Genomic DNA, 21,834 nt, shown 5'->3' with positions numbered 1-21,834 from the left:
GGACCGGGTTCATGCCCGCTGGGGCACTCGATCAAACCCACAGTGTCCCAGGTAGGGCAAATGTCACCGTGGCGGCGGTAGCGCACTGGGCCATTGGGAGGAGGGCGAACTGGACCGTCCGTGACGCGGTCCGGCACCCGTCCGACGGGTGCCGCGGTCCGACCCACGACCCGCGCGGAACGGACCGGGGCCCGTCCGGCGGCCTACGCGGAGCGCGACGGCGAACCGGCCACGTCCTCCCGCGCGCGGGACGGGAGCAGCGGGGACGCCGAGCAGGAGGAGATCCGCGCGCGACGCCGACCAGCGGACGCACCCCGGCCGAGGGCCCCGGTGCGGGGCGCCCCGTCAGCGCGCGACGGCCAGCTCGGCCCAGACGGTCTTGCCGTTCCCGTCCGGCTCGACGCCCCAGCTCTCGCTGAGCGCGTTCACGATGATCATCCCCCGACCCCTGGGGGACTCCGGGCTGACCGGTCTCACCACGGGCAGGGCGGAGGAACGGTCGTGCACCTCGATGCGCACACCGTCGTCCGTGCGGCTCACCGTGAGCCGCAGCGGCCCCTCCGCGTGGTCCGCGCCGTTGGACACCAGTTCGGTGACCACCAGCGCGGCGTCGTCCGCGAACTCCTCCGGCAGGCCCCAGTTCGTGACCGCTTCGTCGACCAGACGTCGAGCCCGCGAGCACGAACCGGACTCCGCCGGGAGCTCAACGGCGACGGGTGTCGCTGGTTCGTTCAGCACATCCCGCTCCCCGCTCGCCCTTGATCGGCCGGACCGCATCGTCGCACATCCACCGGACGGTCCGCCGCTTCGGCCACCCGGTGCTCGCGCCGGGCCGGTCCTTGCTGCACGATCTCTGGGTCACGGCATCGGTCGTGCGGAAGGACTCGGGACGATGGACTTGCAGGTGCGCAGTGAGGCCCGCGGCGAGTGGGAGGTCGTGGTGGTGTCCGGCGAACTCGACGCCGAGACCGTGCCCACCCTGTCCGAACACCTCGAACGCGCGGTCGCGGGCCCCGTCCGCCGGACCGACCGGGTCGTCCTCGACCTGGCCGACCTCCAGTTCATGGATTCCACGGGACTGGCGCTCATGGTCGACTGGCACCGCAGGCTCGGCGGCGGGCTCCGCCTGGCCTCGATGCGCCCCGCCGTGCACAAGCTGTTCCGCCTGACCGACCTCACGGGCGTGATGAGCATCCACGAGACCGTCGGCGACGCGACCGCCGAACCGCACTAGCCCACCGGCCGGGCCGCCCGCCACGCGCGGAAGTGCACCTCGATCGCGTCGGTGGGGGAGAGGTGGCGCGGTCGCCACCCCAGCAGGCGGTGGGCCTTCGCGCTGGTGACCAGCTCGTCCTGGTCGGCGGCCACCTGGAGCACCCCGCCAGCCTCGGCGGGTTCCAGGCTGACCTCCGCGGTGTGCCCGGCCGCGCGCAGCGCCTCCCGCTGCACGTCGATCGCGCGCAGCCGCTGGTCGTCGGCGAGGACGAAGGTCTCGCCGTCGTAGCGGGCCGGGTCGCGCAGCACGGCGGTGTAGGCGTCCGCCAGGTCCTCGACGTGCACCCAGCTCCACCGCTTGGCCGTGTCGCCGTAGAAGGCGGTCAGCCCCGCGAACCACTGGCCGAGCATCGAGGTGCCCGCCGCCCCGCCGTAGAGGAAACCGGGCCGGACGACCGTGTGGGGCAGGCCCGAGTCGGCGAGTTCCCGTTCGAGCTGGAACCGGAAGTGCAGCGGGCTGGCGGGGTTGCCGGGTGTGGTCTCGTCCATCAGCGGCAGACCGGTGCGGCCGTAGGCGGAGATGCCGGTGGTGTAGACGAGGTGGCGCCCTCGGCCGTCGTCCTGCCGCGCGGCGAGCAGTTCGGCGAACAGCCGCCGGTCGCTGCCGACGGGGTCGCCGAGGTCGAGCACGGTGTGCACGACCGCGTCCGAGTCGCGCAGGTGCGAGCGCCAGGAGTCCGGCTGTGCGAGGTCGCCGAGCACCGGCGTGACTTCGACCGCCTCCAGGGCGCGTTCGCCCGCCGACGAGCGGGTCAGGCCCAGGACGGTGTGCCCGTCGCGGCTGAGGGCGGCGGCGATCCGGGAACCGGCGTAGCCGGTGGCGCCGGTGACGAGGACCTTCATGCTCCGCTCCCGTGGAAGAAGTCGGCGAGCCGCTCGGCGAGCCAGCCGGGGTTGTCGGTGCCGATGGTGTGGGCGCTGCCCGGTACGACGTCCGCGCGCACGTCGGTCGCGGCCTCGCGGGCGCCGTCGAGCAGGATCCGCTGCGGCAGGCCGTGCTCGCCGTTGAGGACGAGGACCGGCATCTCCAGCCGTGCGGCGGCGCGGGCCGCCCGACCGTCCTCGACCAGCGTGGCGTAGTGCTCGAACCCGCCCCGCATCCCGCCGGGCGCGCGGTAGGCGCGCAGCAGTTCCTCGCGGTGCGCGGGGGTCATCCGCCCGGCGGTCATCATCGACCAGAAGCCGTCGAGGTAGGCGTCCTCCCGGCCCGCCGTGAGCATCTCGGCGAGGTCGACCTGGGCGTGGAAGCCGAAGTGCCACGAGCCGCCCGCGGCGACGTCCATGAGCCGTTCGAGGCCGAACCCCGGCAGGGCCGCCTCGCTGAGCACCAGGCGGCGGACCTCGGTCGGGTGGGCCGCGGCGTAGGCGTGGGCGACCATCGAGCCGATGTCGGTGCCCACCAGGTCGACCTCGGTGAACCCCAGGTGCGCGACCAGGTGGTGCAGGTCCTCGGCCTCGTCGCGCTTGGTGTAGCGGCCCGCGGGCTTGCCCGAGTCGCCGGAGCCGCGCAGGTCCGGCGCGATCACGGTGAAGCCCGCGGCGGCGAGCGGCGGCATGGTCGGCCGCCACCCGGTCCAGGTGAACGGCCAGCCGTGCACGAGCAGCACGGCCGGGCCGCTGCCGCCGACCACGTGGTGCAGCCGCACCCCGTTGACCTCGGCGTAGCGGTGGGTGAAACCGGGGAGACCCGCGACGGGGCCGCCCGGTGGTGGTGTGGTGATGACGTCCTCCTCCAGCAGTGAACTTTGCTTGCCCAGGCAAGTAGTAGTCGAAAAACTTTGCCTGGTCAAGCAAAGAAGGGCAGAATGGCCGGGTGACCGACGAGGAGCCGCTGGCCGCGGACGAGATGCTGCTGTGGGCGACGCTGGGACGGCTCGTCCACGCGCTGCCGAGGGTGCTGGAGGACGACATGGGGCGCGCCACCGGCCTGTCCATGACCGACTTCGCCACCCTGCTGACCCTCGACCGGGCCCCCGACCGGCGGCTGCGCATGTCGGAGCTGGCCACGGCCATCGGGCTCACGCCGTCGCGCGTCACCAGGGTCGTGGACGCCCTGCGCGCCCACGGCCTGGTCGACAAGGAGCGGCACGGGGCGGACGCGCGCGGCAACGTCGCCGTGCTCACCGAGGCGGGCCGCGCCCGGCTCGCCTCAGCCGCGCCCGCTCACCTGGCCATCGCCCGCCGCCGCGTCCTGGACCACGTCCCGCCGGACCTCGTGCCGGTCGTGGCGAAGCTCCTGGTGGTCATCACCGACGCCACCACCGGCCCGCTCAAAGCGGTCTAGTGGCCGCGAACCCCTGCCGGGGTTCGTGCCGCTCAGGGCGGGGGATCCACCTGAGCCGCGCGAGACCCGGTGAGGATTGCGGTCACCGCACTAGGCCCCCTCGCCCATGCCGAGGTAGTAGGCGATCAGCCGCAGCAGGTGGTCGGTGTCGACCGGCTTGGTCACGTAGTCCGTCGCGCCCGACGCCAGGCTCTTCTCCCGGTCGCCCTTCATGGCCTTGGCGGTCACCGCGATGACCGGCAGGTCCTCGTAGTGCTCCATCGCGCGGATCGCGGCCATCGTCGCGTTGCCGTCCAGCTCCGGCATCATGATGTCCATCAGCACGAGCGTCACGTCGTCGTACTGCTCCAGCGCCCGCACGCCCGCGATGCCGTTGTCCGCGTAGATCACCTGGAGCCCGTGCAGCTCCAGCACGCTCGTCAGCGCGAACACGTTGCGCAGGTCGTCGTCCACGACCAGCACCTTCTCGCCGTGGAACCGGGTCGGCGCCGCGGGCAGCGGGTCCGGCGCGACCAGCGTCGCGGGCGCGGTGGCCACGGCGGCCTGCGCGGGCCTGCCGCGGGTCACCGACACCGACGGCGAGGTCAGGTCCGGCAGCGGTGCCGGGATCTCGGCGGGCTGCCCGGTCTTCGTCAGCGGCAGGTACAGCGTGAACGTGCTGCCGACGCCGGGTTCGCTGCGCACGTTGAGCCTGCCGTTGAGCAGCTGCGAGAGCTCCCGGCTGATCGACAGGCCGAGGCCCGTGCCGCCGTACTTGCGGCTCGTGGTGCCGTCGGCCTGCTGGAACGCCTCGAAGATCACCGACAGCTTCTCGGCCGGGATGCCGATGCCGGTGTCGCGGACGTCGAACGCGAGCATCGACGTCGTGCGCGGCCACGCCATGTCCGGCGCCTCCTGCGGCTGCGCGTGCCGGATGTGCAGGTCGATCCCGCCCTCGTGGGTGAACTTGACCGCGTTGGACAGCAGGTTGCGCAGGATCTGCTGGAGCCGGTGCTCGTCGGTGTGCAGCGTGACGGGCACGTCCGGCTCCACGCTGATGTGGAACTCCAGGCCCTTCTCCGCCGTGAGCGGCAGGCACAGCGCCTCGACGTAGCGGACCAGCTCGGCCACCCGCACCGGCTCGGCCTGCACCTGCATGTGCCCGGCCTCGACCTTCGTCAGGTCCAGGATGTCGTCGATCAGCTGGAGCAGGTCGCTGCCCGAGGAGTGGATCGTGCGCGCGAACTCGACCTGCTTCGGGTTGAGGTTGCCGTCGAGGTTGTCCGCCAGCAGTTTCGCCAGGATCAGCAGGCTGTTCAACGGGGTCCGCAGCTCGTGCGACATGTTCGCCATGAACTCGGACTTGTACTTCGACGCCGACGACAGCTGCTTCGCCCGGTCCTCCAGCTCCGCCGACCCGGCCCGCAGCTCCTGCGCCAGGCGCTGCGACTCGGCGAGCAGCGCGTCCGTGCGGGCGTTGGCCAGCATGGTGTTCACGTTGACGCCGATGTTCTCCTTCAACTGCTCCAACAGGTCCAGGTGCACGTCGGTGAACTCGTTGACCGTGGCCAGCTCGATCACGCCGAGCGTCTCGCCCTGGAACAGCACCGGCAGGATGATCAGGTTCGCGGGCGTCGACGAGCCGAGTCCCGACGAGACGGTCAGGTAGCCCGGCGGCACCCCCGTCACCAGGATGGTCTTCTTCTCCAGCGCCGCCTGGCCGACCAGCGACTCGCCCGGCGCGAACCGCACCACGCGGCCGTCCGGCCTGCCGTAGCCGTAGCTCGCGGTCAGCTCGAAACCCTCCTGCTGGAACAGGAAGAACGCGCCCTGCTGCGCCGACACGAGCGGCGTCAGCTCGCTCATGATCAGCGACGCGACCGCGTCCAGGTCGCGGTGGCCCTGCATCAACCCCGAGAGCCTGGCCAGGTTCGTCTTCAGCCAGTCCTGCTCCTGGTTGGTGCGGGTCGTCTCCTTGAGGTTGCCGATCATCTGGTTGACGTTGTCCTTGAGCTCCGCCAGCTCACCGGACGCCTCCACGGTGATCTGGCGGGTCAGGTCGCCCGCCGTCACCGCCGTCGCCACCGCCGCGATGGCGCGCACCTGCGTGGTCAGGTTGCTGGCCAACTGGTTCACGCTCTCGGTCAGCTTCTGCCACGTGCCGGACACACCGTCCACTTCGGCCTGACCGCCGAGGCGGCCCTCCGTGCCGACCTCGCGGGCGACGCGCGTGACCTCACCCGCGAACGAGGAGAGCTGGTCGACCATCGTGTTGATGGTCGTCTTCAGCTCCAGGATCTCGCCGCGCGCGTCGACGTCGATCTTCTTCGACAGGTCGCCGAGCGCCACCGCCGTGGTGACCTGGGCGATGTTGCGGACCTGGTTGGTCAGGTTGCCCGCCATGAAGTTGACGTTGTCGGTCAGGTCCTTCCAGGTGCCCGCCACGTTCGGCACGCGGGCCTGGCCGCCGAGGATGCCCTCGGTGCCGACCTCGCGCGCCACGCGCGTCACCTCGTCGCCGAACGACCGCAGCGTGTCGACCATCCCGTTGATCGTCTCGGCCAAGGCGGCGATCTCGCCCTTGGCCTCGACGGTGATCTTCTTCGACAGGTCGCCGTTCGCGACCGCCGTGGCGACCGTCGCGATGTTGCGGACCTGCCCGGACAGGTTGTCCGCCATGGAGTTCACGTTGTCGGTGAGGTTCTTCCAGGTGCCCGCGACGCCCGGCACCTTCGCCTGCCCGCCGAGCCGCCCGTCCGTCCCGACCTCGCGCGCCACGCGCGTCACCTCGTCGGCGAACGAGGAGAGCTGGTCGACCATCGTGTTGATCGTGCTCTTGAGTTCGAGGATCTCGCCGCGCGCGTCCACGGTGATCTTCTGCGACAGGTCGCCGCCCGCGACCGCCGTCGTCACCTGGGCGATGCTGCGCACCTGGGCCGTGAGGTTGTCGGCCATCGAGTTCACGTTGTCCGTCAAGGCCTTCCACGTGCCCGCGACACCGGGCACCTGCGCCTGCCCACCCAGCCGCCCCTCGGTGCCGACCTCGCGCGCGACCCGGTTCACCTCGTCGGCGAACGAGGAGAGCTGGTCGACCATCGTGTTCAGGGTCGTCTTCAGCTCCAGGATCTCGCCCTTGGCGTTCACCGTGATCTTCTGCGACAGGTCGCCCTGCGCCACCGCCGTGGCGACCTGGGCGATGTTGCGGACCTGGCTGGTCAGGTTGCCCGCCATCGAGTTCACCGAGTCGGTGAGGTCGCGCCACGTCCCGGCGACACCGGGCACCGTCGCCTGACCGCCGAGCCGTCCGTCGCTGCCGACCTCGCGGGCGACGCGCGTGACCTCGCCCGCGAAGGAGGAGAGCTGGTCGACCATCGTGTTGAGCGTCGTCTTGAGTTCGAGGATCTCGCCGCGGGCGTCGACGTCGATCTTCTGCGACAGGTCGCCCCGCGCCACCGCCGTGGCGACCTGGGCGATGTTGCGGACCTGGCTGGTCAGGTTGCCCGCCATGAAGTTCACCGAGTCCGTCAGGTCGCGCCACGTGCCGCCGACGCCGGGCACCTGGGCCTGGCCGCCGAGCCGCCCCTCCGTGCCGACCTCGACCGCCACGCGCGTCACCTCGCCCGCGAACGAGGAGAGCTGGTCCACCATCGTGTTGAGGGTGTCCTTCAGCTCCAGCATCTCGCCCGCGACCGTCACGGTGATCTTCTGCGTCAGGTCGCCCTGCGCCACGGCCGTCGCGACCTGCGCGATGTCGCGCACCTGCGCCGTGAGGTTGCCGGACATGAAGTTGACCGAGTCCGTCAGGTCCTTCCAGATGCCCGCCACGCCCGGCAGCTCGGCCTGCCCGCCCAGCCGCCCGTCCGTGCCGATCTCGCGCGCCACGCGCGTCACCTCGCCCGCGAACGTCCGCAGGGTGGCCGTCATCGAGTTGAACGTCTCGGCCAGCGCCGCCAGGTCACCGCGCGCGGTCACCTGGATCTGCTGCGTCAGGTCGCCGTCCGCGACCGCGGCGAGCACCCGGCTCAGCTCCGTCGTCGGGCGCATCAGGTCTTCGAGCAGCCCGTTCACCGACTCGACGGCCATCGCCCACCCGGCCTGCCCGTCGTCGGGCGCGATCCGCTCGTCCAGCCGCCCCTCCTGCCCGACGGCCTGCCGCACCCGCACCAGCTCGCCCACCAGCCACTGGTTGCGCCCGGCTATCTCGTTGAACACCTCGGCCAGCTCCGCCGCCACACCACCGCCCGCGGGCACCAGCCTGCGGCGGAAGTTGCCGTCGCGCATGTCCCGCATCGCGGCGAGCACGCGCTCCAGCGCCGCGTCGCCCGTCACGTCGGTATCGTCCAGCCCCGTCGTCACTACAGCCTCCGCGAGAATCGGCGATCTACCCCAAGCCTCCCACGAGCCGGTCCGATAAGTTGAAGGCCGCGCCACCACCGTCCCCCAACTCCAGGAGCGCAACCGATGGCCCAGGGGCACCGTGTGGACACGGAGGCACCGGGAATCGCGCTGCCCGCGTGGCGCCGCCTGGTCGACGGCCTCCAGGAGGCGGTGGCCATCGTGGACGAAGCGGACACGGTCGTCCTGGTCAACCCCGCGGCGCGGTCCCTCTACCCGGCCCTGCTCCCCGGCACCGCGCTGACCGCACCGGCCCGCCGCCAGGCGCTGGGCGACGGCTGGACCGCCTGCTACCTCGACCCGCCCTCGGCCTGGGGCGCGGCGTTCCTGGACGAGGCGCTGAACCGCCTGTCCGCGGTGACGGACCGCGCGGACACCCTGCGCGCCATCGTGGAACTCGCCCTGGCCCACCTGGGCGACCAGTGCGCCGTGATCGTCCCGGCCCCGCGCGGCAGGGTCGAGTGGTGGCACGGGGCCAAGGGCTCGACGGAGGTCGTCCGCTCCCGCACGACCCGCCAGTCGGCAGGCGTGGTCACCGGCCTGCTGGACGTCCTGGACGGCACCACCACCCACGCGGAGTTCGGCGGCGAGAGCACCCCGGACCTCCCGGTGGACTTCGGCGAACCGGGCTCGGCCCACGCCGTACCGCTGATCAAGGGCGGCACCTCACTGGGCGCGCTGGTGATCGTGCGCCGAGTACCGCGCGAACCCTTCACCGCGGTGGAACTGGACTCGATCCGCCGCTACGGCGACCACGCCGCCCGCGCCCTGGAAACGGCCATCCGCCACGGCGAGCAGTCCAGGGTCGTGGACGTGCTCCGAGCCGACCTGCTCCCCAAACCGCTACCGGACGTGCCGGGCACCCTGCTGGCAACGGCCTACCACCCGGCCGCGAGGCGAACGGAGGTGGGCGGCGACTTCTACGACGTCCACCTGCGAGAAGACGGCACCGCCACCTTCGTGCTGGGCGACGTCTGCGGAAACGGCCTGGAAGCAGCGGTCCACTCGGGTCGAGTCCGCAGGTCGCTGCACACCCTCCTGCTGGTGGAACAACGCCCGGCCCAACTCCTCTACCTGCTCAACGCCGCACTGGTGGCGGCGGGCAGCAAGCTCTTCACCACCCTGGTGGTGGGCACCCTGACCCAATTGGCGGACGGCGGCCTCAACCTCACGATCGCCTCAGGCGGCCACCCCCCACCCATGCTCCTGCACGCGGCAGGCACGGTCGAGGAAGTAGTGGCACGCGGCGGCATCGTAGGCGTGCTGTCGGACGTCCGCTTCCAAGAAACAACAACAACGGTGAAACCAGGCGAAACCCTGCTGCTCTACAGCGACGGAATAACGGAAGCGCGAGCGGAATCGAACCGAGAAGAACTCTTCGGCGAAGAACGCCTGCAAGCGGTACTGGCCGAATGCGCAGGCCAACGAGCAGACGCCACGATCGACACGATACGCAGAGCGGTCTTCGACTGGCTGGGCCCGTCAGAACACGACGACATCACCCTCCTGGCACTACAAGCAGCACCAACGGGCTAACCAGCAAGCCCAACCCAACCAACCAAACCGACCCAGCCCAACCAACCAAACCTGACCCAGCCCAGCCCAGCCCAGCCAAACCTGACCCAGCCCCAACCCCGACCCAACCCGAGCCGACCGGACACGGAACGTGGCCGATTTGACTTGGGGTTTTGAGCCTTAAAATTAGTGATCGGGTAGGCCTTCGGACTGCCCTTTTAGCCCGATCAAAGGCTCAAAAGAGGGGTCCCCAAGTCAAATCGGCCACAGCACGCTGGGACTTGAGACAGCGGTGTGCGCTGGGACTCGCAGTATCGCTGCGCTGGGACGAACAGCATCGCTGTGCGCTGGAACTCGCTGGAGAGGTATGCGCTGGAACCGGCAGCAGCCTTTGCCGGGACCGCCGGAACCGCCGGGACCGCCGGAAGCGGAACGCCCCAGCAACCCCGTCGACCAACAAATGCCCCAACCACCCTTCCACTCAGCGGATACACCACTGGCCACCCCACCCGACCCCAGGTAGCGTTCGCCCTACGGATACAAGTTCGCTCAGCGAACACAAGGCACCCGCCACGGAGGAGCACCCCATGGCAACCATCGCGCCCCTGGCGCAGGCCGTCTCCCAGGTGGTCCACGACGGGGACACGGTCGCCTTCGAGGGCTTCACCCACCTGATCCCCTTCGCGGCGGGCCACGAGGTGATCCGCCAGCGCAAGCGCGACCTCACCCTCGTGCGCATGACCCCGGACGTCATCTACGACCAGCTCATCGGCGCGGGCTGCGCCCGCAAGCTCGTCTTCTCCTGGGGAGGCAACCCCGGCGTCGGCTCCCTGCACCGCTTCCGCGACGCCGTCCAGAACGGCTGGCCGAACGCGCTGGAGATCGAGGAGCACAGCCACGCGGGCATGGCCAACAGGTACGTGGCCGCCGCGTCGGGCCTCCCGTTCGCCGTCCTGCGCGGCTACGTGGGCACCGACCTGCCGAAGCAGACCGACACCATCGCCCCCATCACCTGCCCGTTCACCGGGGAGGTCCTCACCGCCGTCCCGGCGCTGGACCTCGACTCCGCCGTGATCCACGCGCAGCGGGCGGACCGCAGGGGCAACGTCCAGCTCTGGGGCATCACCGGCGTGCAGAAGGAAGCGGTCCTGGCGGCGAGGAGATCGCTGGTCACCGTGGAGGAGGTGGTCGACGAGCTGGAACCCCGACCGGGCGCGGTCGTCCTCCCGTCCTGGGTCGTGGACTACGTGGCCGAGGTGCCCGGCGGCGCCCACCCGTCCTACGCCCACGACTACTCGACCCGCGACAACGACTACTACCAGCGCTGGGACACCATCAGCAAGGACCGCGAGTCCTTCCGGACCTGGCTGGAGACCGTGGCATGACCGACACCCCCGCCGACCGCACCCCCGCCGACCACCCTCCCGCCGACCACCCTCCCGCCGACTACACGGCCGACGAGATGATGACGATCGCCGCCGCGCGAGCCCTCTCCGACGGCACCGTCTGCTTCGTGGGCATCGGCCTCCCCAGCACCGCCGCGAACCTCGCGCGGCGCACCCACGCCCCGGACCTGGTCCTCGTCTACGAGTCCGGCACCATCGGCTCGAAGCCCGCCACGCTGCCGCTGTCCATCGGGGACGGTGTGCTCGCCGACTCGGCCGACAGCCTCGTCAGCGTCCCGGAGATCTTCAACTACTGGCTCCAGCCGGGCCGCGTCGACGTCGGCTTCCTCGGCGCCGCCCAGCTCGACCGGTTCGGCAACATCAACACCACGGTCATCGGCGACGACTACCGCGACCCGAAGGTCCGCCTCCCCGGCGCGGGCGGCGCCCCCGAGATCGCCGCGTCCTGCGGTGAGGTCTACATGATCGTCCGGCAGAACCCGCGGGCCTTCGTCGAGCGCGTGGACTTCGTGACCTCGATGGGCTTCGGCGGAGGCAGGGGCGACAGGGAGAAGCTCGGCCTCAAGGGGAGGGGGCCGCGGTTGGTGATCACCGATCTCGGCGTGCTCCGCCCCGACCCGGACACCTGCGAGCTCACGCTGACCCAGCTCCACCCCGGCGTCGACCTGGCCACCGCGAAGGCGAAGACCGGCTGGGACCTGAAGGTCTCGCCGGACCTGACGACCACCGAGCGACCCACGGACCAGGAACTCGCCGCCCTCCGCGCACTCACCGCCTGAAGGAGTAGCAGTGCCCGCCGACACCAAGCGCCTGGCGCACTACCGGCCGGACCCCGAATCGCACCCGCCGGTGTCCTACCCGGACTACCGGTCGAACGTCGCCCGCGCCCCGAAGCAGCCGCTCGTCCTGCTGCCCCAGCGCCTCGGCGAGATCACCGGCCCGCTGCTGGGCGAGGGCCGCGTGGGCCGCACCGACCACGACCTCACCGTCCAGCACCCCGAGGAGCCGCTGGGGCAGCGGATCATCGTGACCGGCAAGGTCAAGGACGGCGACGGGCGGCCGATCCCGAACACCCTCGTGGAGATCTGGCAGGCCAACGCGGGCGGCCGGTACCGGCACGACCTGGACCGCCACCCGGCCCCGCTGGACCCCAACTTCTCCGGCGTCGGCCGCGCACTGACCGACGGCGACGGCAACTACCGGTTCATCACCATCGCGCCCGGCGCGTACCCGTGGAGGAACCACCACAACGCCTGGCGCCCGGCGCACATCCACTTCTCGGTGTTCGGCACCGCGTTCACCCAGCGGCTGATCACCCAGATGTACTTCCCCGGCGACCCGCTGTTCGACCAGGACCCGATCTTCAACTCGGCCAGGCCCGCGGCGCGCAGGGCGATGGTCGCCGACTTCGACCTCGACAGCACGGTCCCCGAGTGGGCGCTGGGCTACCGCTGGGACATCGTCCTGCGCGGCACCGACCCGACGCCGTTCGAGGACGAGGAGGACCACGACGATGAGTGACCAGCGCACCACGCCGTCCCAGACGGTGGGGCCGTTCTTCGCGATCGGCCTGCCGTGGGAGGACGGCCACCTCGTCGTCGACGAGGGCACGCCCGGCGCGTTCGACCTCGTCGGCGAGGTGTTCGACGGTGCGGGCGACCCGGTGCCGGACGCGTTGATCGAGGTCTGGCAGGCCGACCCGGACGGCCGGTTCGACCACCCGGACGACCCGCGCGGAGCGGTGGCGCGCCCCGGTTTCCGCGGCTTCGGCCGGTGCCCGACCGACGAGGGCGGCCGGTTCCGCTTCCGCACCGCCAAGCCCGGCCCCCTGCCGTGGGAGGACGGCGAGCAGGCGCCGCACCTCAACGTGTCGGTGTTCTGCCGGGGTCTGCTGGTGCGGCTGGTGACCCGGATCTACTTCGCCGACGAGCCTGCCAACGCCGACGACCCGGTGCTCGCCTCGATCCGCGACCCGGAGCGGCGCCGGACCCTCGTCGCGGAGCCCACCCCGTTCGGCTACCGCTTCGACATCCACCTCCAGGGCGACGATGAAACCGTCTTCTTCGACCTCTGAGCTGTTCCGCCCGCTGTTCGGCGACCCGATCGTCGACGCGGAGCTGGGCGACCGGGCGTGGCTGCGCGCCATGCTCGACTTCGAGCGCGCGCTCGTCGTCGTGCAGTCGCGAGCGGGGCTCGTGCCGCTCGACGCCGCCCGCGCCGTCGTGGCGGCGATCGACTCCGCCGTGCTCGACCCGGTGTCGCTGGGCGCCCGCGCCACGGCGTCCGGCAACCCGGTCGTGCCGCTGGTGCGCGACCTCGTCGACGTGGTGCCCCCGTCGGCGCGGGCGTACGTGCACCACGGCGCGACGAGCCAGGACGTGCTGGACACCGCGGCGTCGCTGGTCGCGTTCCGGGCGCTGCGGCCGATCCTGGACGGGCTCGCCGGCGTCGCGGACGAGTGCGAGCGGCTGGCGGTCCGGCACCGCGACACGCTGATCGCCGGGCGGACGCTGACGCAGCAGGCCGTGCCGACCACGTTCGGGCTCAAGTGCGCGGGCTGGCTGGTCGCCGTGGACGAGGTGCGCGACCGGCTCGACGCGGTGCGCGCCGAACGCCTGGCGGTGCAGTTCGGGGGAGCGGCGGGCACGCTGGCCCCGCTCGGTGACGCGGGCGCGCCGCTGGTGGAGCGGCTCGCCGACGAGCTGGGCCTGGTGGCGCCCGTGCTCCCGTGGCACACCGACCGCACCCGCTTCGCCGAACTGGCGGGCGCACTCGGGTCCGCGGCCGGCGTCCTGGCGAAGATCGCGCAGGACGTCCTGCTGATGGCGCAGACCGAGGTGGCCGAGGTGACCGAGGCCGACGGCGGCACGTCGTCGGCCATGCCGCACAAGCGGAACCCCGTCCGGGCGGTGCTGGTGACGGCGGCGACCCGCCGGGTGCCCGGACTGGTCGCGACGGTGCTGGCGTCGATGGCGCACGAGCACGAGCGCGCCGCCGGGGCCTGGCACGCCGAGTGGGAGACGTCCACCGACCTGCTCCGGCTCGTCGGCGGAGCCGTGCACGGGACGCGCGAGCTGCTGGAGCGCCTGGAGGTCCACCCCGACGTGATGCGCCGCAACCTGGACCTCACCGGGGGCCTCCCGCTCGCGGAGAACGTGTCGACGAGGCTCGCACCCGCGCTCGGGCGCGCCGCGGCGCAGGACCTCGTCGCCGAGGTCTGCCGCGCCGCGGTGGCGGGCGGGGTCGAACTGGGGGACGCTCTCGCCGCCGACAACAGGGTCTTGGAGCACTTGTCAACCGCGCAGATTGATGAGGCACTTGACCCGTCGGGGTACGTCGGCAGCGCGGCCGCGTTCGTGGACCGCGCGCTGACCGCACACCAACGAAAGGCGGAGCGGTGAGACTGCACTACGAACTGAGCGGACCGGAGAACGCCCCCGTTCTCGTGCTGGGTAGTTCACTCGGCACGACCTCCTCGCTCTGGGAGCCGCAGCTCCCCGTGCTGCACGAGTTCTTCCGGGTGCTCCGCTACGACCACCGCGGGCACGGCGGCAGCCCCACCGCCACCGGACCGTTCACCATCGACGAGCTGGGCGACGACGTCCTGGACCTGGCGGACTCCCTTGGCGTGGAACGGTTCTCCTACTGCGGGCTGTCGCTCGGAGGCATGATCGGCATGTGGCTCGCCGCCCGCGCGCCGGAGCGGGTCGACCGGCTGGCGCTGTGCTGCACGACCGCGTCGTTCCCGTCGCCGCGGCCGTGGCTCGACCGCGCGGCGACCGTGCGGGCGTACGGGACGGCGGCCATCGCCGAGGCGGTCGTCGGCCGGTGGTTCACCCACGGCATGGCCGAACGCGATCCCGAACTCGTGGCGGACTACCGCGACGGGCTCTCGGCTGTCGACCGGGAGAGCTACGCCGGGATCTGCGACGCCCTCGCGACGATGGACCTCACGCCGCTGCTGCCCGCGATCCAGGCGCCGACCGCGGTGATCGCCGGGGCGCAGGACGAGGCGACGCCGCCGGAGTTCCTGCGGGTGATCGCCGAGGCGATCCCGGACGCGGAGCTGTACATCGTCGGCGACGCGGCCCACCTGGCCAACGTCGAGGCGGCCGACGCCGTCTCGGTGATCCTGCACGGGCACCTGACCACCGCGGGGGCCCGCTGATGTCCTTCGAGGAGGGCATGGCGGTCCGCCGGGAGGTCCTCGGCGACGAGCACGTCGACCGCGCGGTGGAGCGCACCGACGAGTTCACCGCCGACTTCCAGGAGCTGATCACCCGCTACGCGTGGGGAGAGGTGTGGACCCGGCCGGGGCTGGACCGCAGGACCCGGTCGTGCATCACGTTGGCCGTGCTCGCGACCCTGCACCACGACGACGAACTGGCGATGCACGTGAAGGCCGCGCTGCGCAACGGGCTCACCCGCGAGGAGATCGGCGAGGTGCTGCTCCAGGTCGCCGTCTACGCGGGGGTGCCCGCCGCCAACCGCGCGTTCGCCGTGGCGCAGCGGACGTTCGCCACGTTGGAGCCGTGACCGGGACGGGGCGCTCCGCCGACTTCGTGCGGTCGCTGGAGCGGGGCCTCGCGGTCATCAGGGCGTTCGACGCCGGGCACCCCGAGCTGACGCTGAGCGAGGTGGCGCGCAGGACCGGGCTGACCCGCGCCGCCGCCCGGCGGTTCCTGCGCACCCTGGTCGAGCTGGACTACGTCCGCACCGACGGGCGGCTGTTCACGTTGCGCCCCAAGGTGTTGGAGCTCGGCTACGCCTACCTGTCCGGGCTCGGCCTGCCCGAGATCGCCCTGCCCCACCTGGAGAACCTCGTCGCCACCGTCCACGAGTCGTCGTCGGTGTCGGTCCTGGACGACGGGGACGTGGTGTACGTGGCGCGCGTGCCGACCAAGCGGATCATGGCGGTGTCGATCAGCGTCGGCACCCGGTTCCCGGCCTACGCCACGGCGATGGGCCGGGTGCTGCTCGCGGGCCGTCCGGGGGAGTGGCTGGACTCCTACCTCGCGTCGGCGCGGCTGCGACCGTTGACCCGCAACACGATCGTCGACCCGGAGGCGCTGCGCGAGGAGCTGCGGGTGGTCCGGGAGCAGGGGTGGTCCCTCGTGGACGAGGAGCTGGAGGAGGGGCTGCGGTCCATCGCCGTGCCCATCCGCCGGGCCGACGGCCGCGTCGTCGCCGCGGTCAACCTCTCCGCGCACGTCGGTCGGGGCGACGCCGCGACCATCCGCGAGGACCTGTTGCCGCACTTGACTTCGACGGCTCGGGCCATCGAGGTCGACTTCTGCCGGTAACGCCGTCGTCACGACCGTGACCTAACCGTGAGAGCGCTCCCATTGACCGAGGCCTGTGACCCGTGGCACCTTTCCAGCACCCGAGTTCACGAAGAGGTGCCCATGGACGTGGTTACCGTGAGAGCGCTCCCATCGGTAGGAGCACTACACCGGTTCCAGCGCGCTGTGCGGCTCGGCGGGCAGTTCCACCCGGATGGCGTCGCCGGGTCGGACCGGGCCGCCGACCAGCACGACCGCCATCACCCCCGCCCTGCGGACCAGGTTGCCCTCGGCGTCCCGGTCCAGCACGGCCTTCATGAGTCCCTTGTGGAACCCGTCGAGCTGCGCGCACGGGTTCCGCAGTCCGGTCACCTCGACGACGGCCTCCCCGCCCAGGTGGAGCCGGGTGCCGGTCGGCAGGCCGAGCAGGTCGACACCCCGCGTGGTGACGTTCTCGCCCACCGATCCGGGCCGCACCTCCTCGAACCCGGCGGCGCGCAGCTCGTCCTGGAGCTCGCCGTGGATCAGGTGGACCTGGCGGAGGTTCGGCGCGGACGGGTCGCGCCGCATCCGCGACCGGTGCTTGACCGTCGTGCCCTGGTGGACGTCACCCTCGACGCCGAGGCCCGCGAGCAAGCGGATTTCGGTTCGGGTGGGCTTCGTGAACGTGTACTCCGAGCTGCGGCTGACCGCTTCGACAATCCCCATGGAGGCGACCCTACCCATGTCCGCCGCAGGCCAGCGGCCGTTTGACGTAGTCGACCGTGCGTCGCCTTTTCGTTACCGAACGAGGTATTGACCCCTGGGGTTTCGGCCATGTTAACTGCACCACACCTCTCCCGGAACCGGTTTCGGTACCGGTTCCGCGAGGGGAGCAGACGACAGCGGACCGCATGACGAGGGAGTGCCAGATGCGGGTCACGATCGCCGAGGTCGCCCTCCGCGCCCAGGTGAGCAAGGCGACTGTGTCCCGCGTGCTGAACGGCAAGCCCGATGTGGACGTGACCACGGCGGAGCGGGTCCGGCAGGTGATCGACGAGATCGGCTACGTGCCCAGCGCTCGGGCCGTCGGACTCGCTCGCGGCCGGGCGCGCACCGTCGGGATGCTGGCCCCGTCGCTGACCTGGCCGTGGATGGGCGAGGTGCTCCAGGGGGTCGTCGACTCGCTGGAGGCCGAGGGCTACGGCCTGCTGCTCTACACCGTGAACCGCGGTCCCGACTCGCTCAGCCAGTTCGCCAGCCACGTCTCGGCCAACGCCTTCGACGGGCTGCTGGTGATCGAGCCGCCGGACACCCTCAACTACATCGCCACGCTCTACGCGCAGGGCCTGCCGGTCGTCATGATCGACGACCGCGGCTCGCACCCGCAGTTCCCCTCGGTTGCCACCACCAACCGCGAGGGGGCGCAGGGCGCCGCGCGCCACCTGCTCGCCGCGGGGCGGACCAAGTTCGCCGTCGTCACGGGCCCGATGCAGTTCGGCTGCACCAGGGAACGGCTCGACGGCTTCCGCGACGCCCTCGCCTCCGCCGGGCTGTCCGTCGACCCCCGTCTCGTCGTCGACGGCGACTTCACCACCGACGGGGGTACGGTGGCCACCGAGAAGCTGCTGGCGGCGGGCATCCCGTTCGACGGCGTCTTCGCGCACAACGACCTCTCCGCGATGGGTGTGCTGCGCGCACTGCGCAAAGCGGGCCGCGACGTGCCGGGCGACGTGTCCGTCGTCGGGTTCGACGACGTGCCGATCGCCTCGCACGCCGAGCCCTCGCTCACCACCGTTCGGCAGCCGTTGCAGGAGATGGGCGTGGCGGCCGCGCGGATGCTGCTCTCCCACTTCGGCGGCGAAGCGCTGCCGGAGAAACCACTCGTGCTGCCGACCTCGCTCGTGGTCCGACAGTCAGCTCCACAGATCTAGGCCAACACCCCTGTTTTCCACCGTGCCCGCTGTTTAGGGTGGGCCACCCGTTCTACCTTCCTGAGAGCGCTCTCTCATAACCCGCCGGGAGAATTCCATGCAAGGCATACGCCGCAGGACCACACTCGCGCTGATCGGCACCATGGCCGTCGCGCTCGTGGCCGCTGCGTGTTCATCGGGTGGTGCCACCAAGACCGCCGCGAGCGGCGTCCTGACGGTGGGCATGCCGAACGGGCCGCAGACGAACAACAGCAACCCGTTCCTCGCCACCTCGGCGGGCGCGTCGCTGGGTTACCGCTTCATGATCTACGAGCCCCTCGTCCAGACCAACCCCATCGCGCCGTCCGAGAAGGGCACGCCGTGGTTGGCCGAGAAGTGGGAGTGGGCCGACAACTACCAGAAGCTCACCCTCACCACGCGGGCCGACGTCAAGTGGAACGACGACAAGCCCTTCACCGCGGGTGACGTCGCCTACACGTTCAACCTGCTCAAGGACAAGTCGGCCCTCAACACCAACGGGCTGCCGATCGCGGGCGCGAGCAAGGTCAGCGACACCTCCGCCGAGATCACCTTCAGCAAGCCCCAGTTCGTGAACGAGAACAAGATCCTCAACTCGTTCATCGTGCCGGAGCACATCTGGAAGGACGTGCCGGACCCGACGACCTTCACCAACGAGAAGCCCGTCGGCACCGGCCCGTACACGCTGAAGACCTTCACCCCGCAGACGGTCACGCTGTCGGTGCGCACCAGCTACTGGCAGGAACTCCCCAAGGTTCCGGAGATCCAGTACACGTCGTACAACGACAACAGCGCGCAGACGACCGCCCTCGCGAGCGGTGCGGCGCAGTGGTCCTACGTGTTCATGCCGAACTTCGAGACCCTGTACGTGAACAAGGACCCGCAGAACCACAAGATCTGGATGCCCGCCGGTCTCGGCATCCACGCCCTGTGGCTGAACACCGCGAAGGCGCCGTTCAACAACGTCGCGCTGCGCAAGGCGCTGAACATGGTGATCGACCGCGAGGTCATCTTCCAGCAGGGCCACTCGAAGCTGTTCCCGAAGGTCGACAACGTCACGGGCATCCCCAGCCCGGCCGGTGACCCGTTCATCGCCGCCGAGTACAAGGGCAAGACCGCCAAGGTCGACGTCGAGGGCGCCAAGAAGCTGCTGGCCGAGGCGGGCTACAAGCTCGACGGCGACGTGCTGAAGGACCCGTCCGGTGCTCCGGTTACCTTCGCGCTGACCGACCCCGCGGGCTGGTCCGACTACCTGACCGACCTCGACATCATCAAGAACGCCGTCAAGGCGCTGGGCATCACCGCCGAGGTCAAGACCCAGACCGTCGACCAGTGGACGACGGACTTCAACGCGGGCGCGTTCGACGCCACGATGCACTGGACCAACAGCGGCGCGACGCCGTTCGAGGGCTACCAGAACATCATGGACGCCGCGGCCAGCAAGCCGCTCGGAGAGCCCGCCGCCAACGCGCAGGGCCGTTTCAACGACCCCGCCGCGACCGCCGCGCTGGCCGCCTACGCCTCCGCGCCGGACGACGCCGCCCGCAAGACGAACCTGGACCTGCTCCAGAAGATCTTCGTCGAGCAGGTCCCGGCGATCCCGCTGGTCTCCTCGCCGGTGGGTGCCGAGTACAGCACGAAGAGCTGGGTGGGCTGGCCCACCGAGGCCGACCCGTACGCGCCGCCGCAGCCGACGCAGACCAACGCGCTGCAGGTGGTCCTCCGCTTGAAGCCGGCCACCGCGTGACCGGCGAGGTCGTGCTGGCGGCACGTGGTGTCACCAAGCACTTCCCGGTCGCTCGCAAGGGCCGTCAAGTGCTCACCCGCCAGCCGCGCGCGGTACACGCGGTGGACGACGTCTCGTTCGACCTGCGCAGGGGACACGTGACCGCGCTGGTCGGCGAGTCGGGCTCGGGAAAATCCACCGTGGCCAGGCTGCTCGCGCAGCTGTACCCGCTGACCTCGGGCGATATCGTTCTGAACGACGTGCCCACGAAGGTGAAGCGGGGGAGGTCGTTCCGGGCTTACTGCAAGCAGGTCCAGATGATCTTCCAGGACCCGTTCGCGTCGCTGAACCCGGTGCACACCATCCGCTACCACCTCACGAGGGCACTTCGGGTGCACCACGGGCGGGTCAAGGGAGAAGAGCTGGAGAAGGGGTTGGCCTCGCTCCTGGAGCGGGTCAACCTCACCCCTCCGGAGCGCTTCCTGGACAAGTACCCGCACGAGTTGTCGGGCGGCCAGCGCCAGCGCGTGGCCATCGCGCGGGCGCTGGGCGCCGACCCGACGGTCCTGCTGGCCGACGAACCGGTGTCGATGCTCGACGTGTCGATCCGGCTCGGCGTGCTGAACCTGCTGCGGGACCTGAAGGAACGGCTCCACCTGGCCATCCTGTACATCACCCACGACATCGCGTCGGCGCGCTACTTCGCCGACACGACGATGGTGATGTACGCGGGCCAGGTCATCGAGGGCGGTGACAGCGAGACCGTCACCCAGGAGCCCGCCCACCCCTACACGCAGCTGCTCATCAGGTCCGCCCCGGACCCGGAGCGGTCGCACAACGGGGTGCCCGCGGTGACCACGGCCCCCGGTGAGCCGCCCAGCCTGATCAGCCCGCCACCGGGCTGCCGCTTCGCCCCGCGGTGCCCGTACGCCGCGGAGAAGTGCCGCACCGCGACCCCGCCGAGGTTCGACCTCACCGAGTCGCACTACGCGGCCTGCTGGCTCTACGACGCGGAGACCTCGGACGAGCACCCGCGTCGCGACACCGTGGAGGTCGGGGCATGAGGTTCCTGCTCCGGCGGGCGTTGTTCTACCTGGTCACGGCCTGGGCCGCGATCACGATCAACTTCATGCTCCCGCGCATGCTGCCCGGCGACCCGGTCCAGGCCATGATCGCCCGGTTCCAGGGTCGGCTGAGCACGGACGCCATCGCCTCGCTGTACGTCCTCTTCGGGCTGGACACCGAGTCGAGCATGTTCTCGCAGTACGTCACGTACTGGGGGAACCTGTTCCAGGGCGACCTGGGTCTGTCGTTCACCTACTTCCCGACCCCCGTGTCGGAGGTGATCGCGCAGAGCATCCCGTGGACGCTCGCGCTCATGGGCGTCACCACGATCATCAGCTTCGTGCTGGGCACCATGATCGGTGTCTACGCGGGCTGGAAGCGCGGCTCGTGGATCGACTCGCTGCTGCCGATCACCACGTTCTTCTCGGCCATCCCGTACTTCTGGCTCGGCCTGATCGCCATCTCCGTGTTCGCCGTCAGCTGGGGTGCCTTCCCGGCGGCGGGCGGCTACGAGCCCGGCCTCATCCCGAGCTTCAGCTGGGAGTTCATCTCCAGCGCGCTGTACTACTCGGTGCTGCCGGCGCTGACCGTGCTCATCAGCTCGATCGCGGGCTGGATCCTGGGCATGCGCAACATGATGGTGACGGTGTCCTCCGAGGACTACGTGACCGTCGCGCACGCCAAGGGCCTGCCCGAGAAGCGCGTCATGCTCGGCTACGCCGCCCGCAACGCGGTGCTGCCCAGCATCTCCGGTTTCGCGCTGTCGCTGGGCTTCATCGTCGGCGGCACGCTGCTGGTGGAGATGGTGTTCTCCTACCCCGGCATCGGCTACGTGCTCTTCACCGGTGTCAACGCCAAGGACTACCCGCTGATGCAGGGCATCTTCCTCATCATCACGATGGCGGTGCTGGTGGCGAACCTGATCGCCGACGTCGTCTACCTGGTCCTCGACCCGCGCACCCGAAAGGCGGCCTGA

At 70.8% G+C, this 21,834-nt stretch carries 20 protein-coding genes; 15 read left to right on the top strand and 5 right to left on the bottom strand.

Features of this window, described 5'->3' with window-relative positions; genetic code table 11:
• Positions 1 to 345 precede the first annotated feature (345 nt).
• Positions 346 to 738, bottom strand: a complete 393-nt coding sequence (locus AC156L_RS33150; protein ID WP_330878640.1) for an ATP-binding protein — start codon at positions 736 to 738, stop codon at positions 346 to 348.
• 154 nt (positions 739 to 892) lie between these two features.
• Here AC156L_RS33150 and AC156L_RS33145 point away from each other — a divergent pair, with 154 nt between their 5' ends.
• Entirely contained in the window at positions 893 to 1,234 is a 342-nt protein-coding gene (locus AC156L_RS33145; RefSeq protein WP_330878639.1) for an STAS domain-containing protein, read from the top strand.
• Here AC156L_RS33145 and AC156L_RS33140 read toward each other — a convergent pair.
• The gene (locus AC156L_RS33140; RefSeq protein WP_330878638.1) at positions 1,231 to 2,118 is read right to left on the bottom strand and encodes an NAD-dependent epimerase/dehydratase family protein; all 888 of its coding nucleotides are present in this window, start codon (positions 2,116 to 2,118) and stop codon (positions 1,231 to 1,233) included. The two genes, AC156L_RS33145 and AC156L_RS33140, sit on opposite strands and share 4 nt — an antisense overlap.
• The gene (locus AC156L_RS33135; RefSeq protein WP_330878637.1) at positions 2,115 to 3,065 is read right to left on the bottom strand and encodes an alpha/beta fold hydrolase; all 951 of its coding nucleotides are present in this window, start codon (positions 3,063 to 3,065) and stop codon (positions 2,115 to 2,117) included. The genes AC156L_RS33140 and AC156L_RS33135 overlap by 4 nt, the downstream gene beginning before the upstream one ends.
• A 23-nt stretch (positions 3,066 to 3,088) precedes the next feature.
• Between AC156L_RS33135 and AC156L_RS33130 the strand changes: the two genes are divergently transcribed.
• Positions 3,089 to 3,559 (top strand): MarR family winged helix-turn-helix transcriptional regulator, encoded by a 471-nt coding sequence (locus tag AC156L_RS33130; RefSeq protein ID WP_330878636.1) that lies wholly within the window; start codon positions 3,089 to 3,091, stop codon positions 3,557 to 3,559.
• 90 nt (positions 3,560 to 3,649) lie between these two features.
• Here AC156L_RS33130 and AC156L_RS33125 read toward each other — a convergent pair whose 3' ends face one another.
• Positions 3,650 to 7,828, bottom strand: a complete 4,179-nt coding sequence (locus tag AC156L_RS33125; RefSeq protein WP_330878671.1) for a HAMP domain-containing protein — start codon at positions 7,826 to 7,828, stop codon at positions 3,650 to 3,652.
• Between the two features lie 171 nt (positions 7,829 to 7,999).
• Here AC156L_RS33125 and AC156L_RS33120 point away from each other — a divergent pair, with 171 nt between their 5' ends.
• The 9 genes from AC156L_RS33120 to AC156L_RS33080 all read left to right on the top strand — a co-directional run bounded on the left by AC156L_RS33120 (position 8,000) and on the right by AC156L_RS33080 (position 16,157).
• Positions 8,000 to 9,469 (top strand): SpoIIE family protein phosphatase, encoded by a 1,470-nt coding sequence (locus AC156L_RS33120; RefSeq protein WP_330878635.1) that lies wholly within the window; start codon positions 8,000 to 8,002, stop codon positions 9,467 to 9,469.
• A gap of 566 nt (positions 9,470 to 10,035) precedes the next feature.
• On the top strand, positions 10,036 to 10,833 hold the full coding sequence (locus AC156L_RS33115; RefSeq protein ID WP_330878634.1) for a CoA transferase subunit A: 798 nt from the start codon (positions 10,036 to 10,038) through the stop codon (positions 10,831 to 10,833).
• Between the two features lie 77 nt (positions 10,834 to 10,910).
• Positions 10,911 to 11,633 (top strand): CoA-transferase subunit beta, encoded by a 723-nt coding sequence (locus AC156L_RS33110; RefSeq protein WP_330878670.1) that lies wholly within the window; start codon positions 10,911 to 10,913, stop codon positions 11,631 to 11,633.
• 10 nt (positions 11,634 to 11,643) lie between these two features.
• Positions 11,644 to 12,375, top strand: a complete 732-nt coding sequence (gene pcaH, locus AC156L_RS33105; protein ID WP_330878633.1) for a protocatechuate 3,4-dioxygenase subunit beta — start codon at positions 11,644 to 11,646, stop codon at positions 12,373 to 12,375.
• The gene (gene pcaG, locus AC156L_RS33100; protein ID WP_330878632.1) at positions 12,368 to 12,928 is read left to right on the top strand and encodes a protocatechuate 3,4-dioxygenase subunit alpha; all 561 of its coding nucleotides are present in this window, start codon (positions 12,368 to 12,370) and stop codon (positions 12,926 to 12,928) included. Before pcaH ends, pcaG begins: the two co-directional genes overlap by 8 nt.
• Positions 12,903 to 14,255, top strand: a complete 1,353-nt coding sequence (gene pcaB, locus AC156L_RS33095) for a 3-carboxy-cis,cis-muconate cycloisomerase (protein WP_330878631.1) — start codon at positions 12,903 to 12,905, stop codon at positions 14,253 to 14,255. The genes pcaG and pcaB overlap by 26 nt, the downstream gene beginning before the upstream one ends.
• Positions 14,252 to 15,022, top strand: coding sequence for a 3-oxoadipate enol-lactonase (pcaD, locus tag AC156L_RS33090; protein ID WP_330878630.1), 771 nt, complete (start codon positions 14,252 to 14,254; stop codon positions 15,020 to 15,022). The genes pcaB and pcaD overlap by 4 nt, the downstream gene beginning before the upstream one ends.
• Positions 15,022 to 15,390: a 4-carboxymuconolactone decarboxylase gene (pcaC, locus tag AC156L_RS33085; protein WP_330878629.1), complete on the top strand. Its 369-nt coding sequence runs from the start codon at positions 15,022 to 15,024 to the stop codon at positions 15,388 to 15,390. The genes pcaD and pcaC overlap by 1 nt, the downstream gene beginning before the upstream one ends.
• Complete coding sequence (locus tag AC156L_RS33080; protein WP_330878628.1) at positions 15,387 to 16,157, top strand: IclR family transcriptional regulator domain-containing protein; 771 nt, start codon at positions 15,387 to 15,389, stop codon at positions 16,155 to 16,157. Before pcaC ends, AC156L_RS33080 begins: the two co-directional genes overlap by 4 nt.
• 144 nt (positions 16,158 to 16,301) lie before the next feature.
• Here AC156L_RS33080 and AC156L_RS33075 read toward each other — a convergent pair whose 3' ends face one another.
• Positions 16,302 to 16,844, bottom strand: a complete 543-nt coding sequence (locus AC156L_RS33075; protein WP_330878627.1) for an MOSC domain-containing protein — start codon at positions 16,842 to 16,844, stop codon at positions 16,302 to 16,304.
• Between the two features lie 203 nt (positions 16,845 to 17,047).
• On the opposite strand from AC156L_RS33075, the gene AC156L_RS33070 reads away from it, so the two are divergent.
• The 4 genes from AC156L_RS33070 (at position 17,048) to AC156L_RS33055 (ending at position 21,834) form a co-directional block, all read left to right on the top strand.
• A complete protein-coding gene (locus tag AC156L_RS33070; protein ID WP_330878626.1) occupies positions 17,048 to 18,049 on the top strand; it encodes a LacI family DNA-binding transcriptional regulator in 1,002 nt (333 codons plus the stop codon).
• Between the two features lie 97 nt (positions 18,050 to 18,146).
• The gene (locus tag AC156L_RS33065) at positions 18,147 to 19,814 is read left to right on the top strand and encodes an ABC transporter substrate-binding protein (protein WP_330878625.1); all 1,668 of its coding nucleotides are present in this window, start codon (positions 18,147 to 18,149) and stop codon (positions 19,812 to 19,814) included.
• Positions 19,811 to 20,857, top strand: a complete 1,047-nt coding sequence (locus AC156L_RS33060) for an ABC transporter ATP-binding protein (protein ID WP_330878624.1) — start codon at positions 19,811 to 19,813, stop codon at positions 20,855 to 20,857. The genes AC156L_RS33065 and AC156L_RS33060 overlap by 4 nt, the downstream gene beginning before the upstream one ends.
• Positions 20,854 to 21,834 carry an ABC transporter permease gene (locus AC156L_RS33055; RefSeq protein WP_330878623.1) on the top strand — a complete coding sequence of 327 codons (981 nt, stop codon included), beginning with the start codon at positions 20,854 to 20,856 and terminating at the stop codon, positions 21,832 to 21,834. Before AC156L_RS33060 ends, AC156L_RS33055 begins: the two co-directional genes overlap by 4 nt.

It is taken from the genome of Umezawaea sp., from assembly GCF_057122925.1.
The sequence above is the reverse complement of the archived record's forward strand: the minus strand, read 5'-3'. Positions and strand labels throughout refer to the sequence as shown.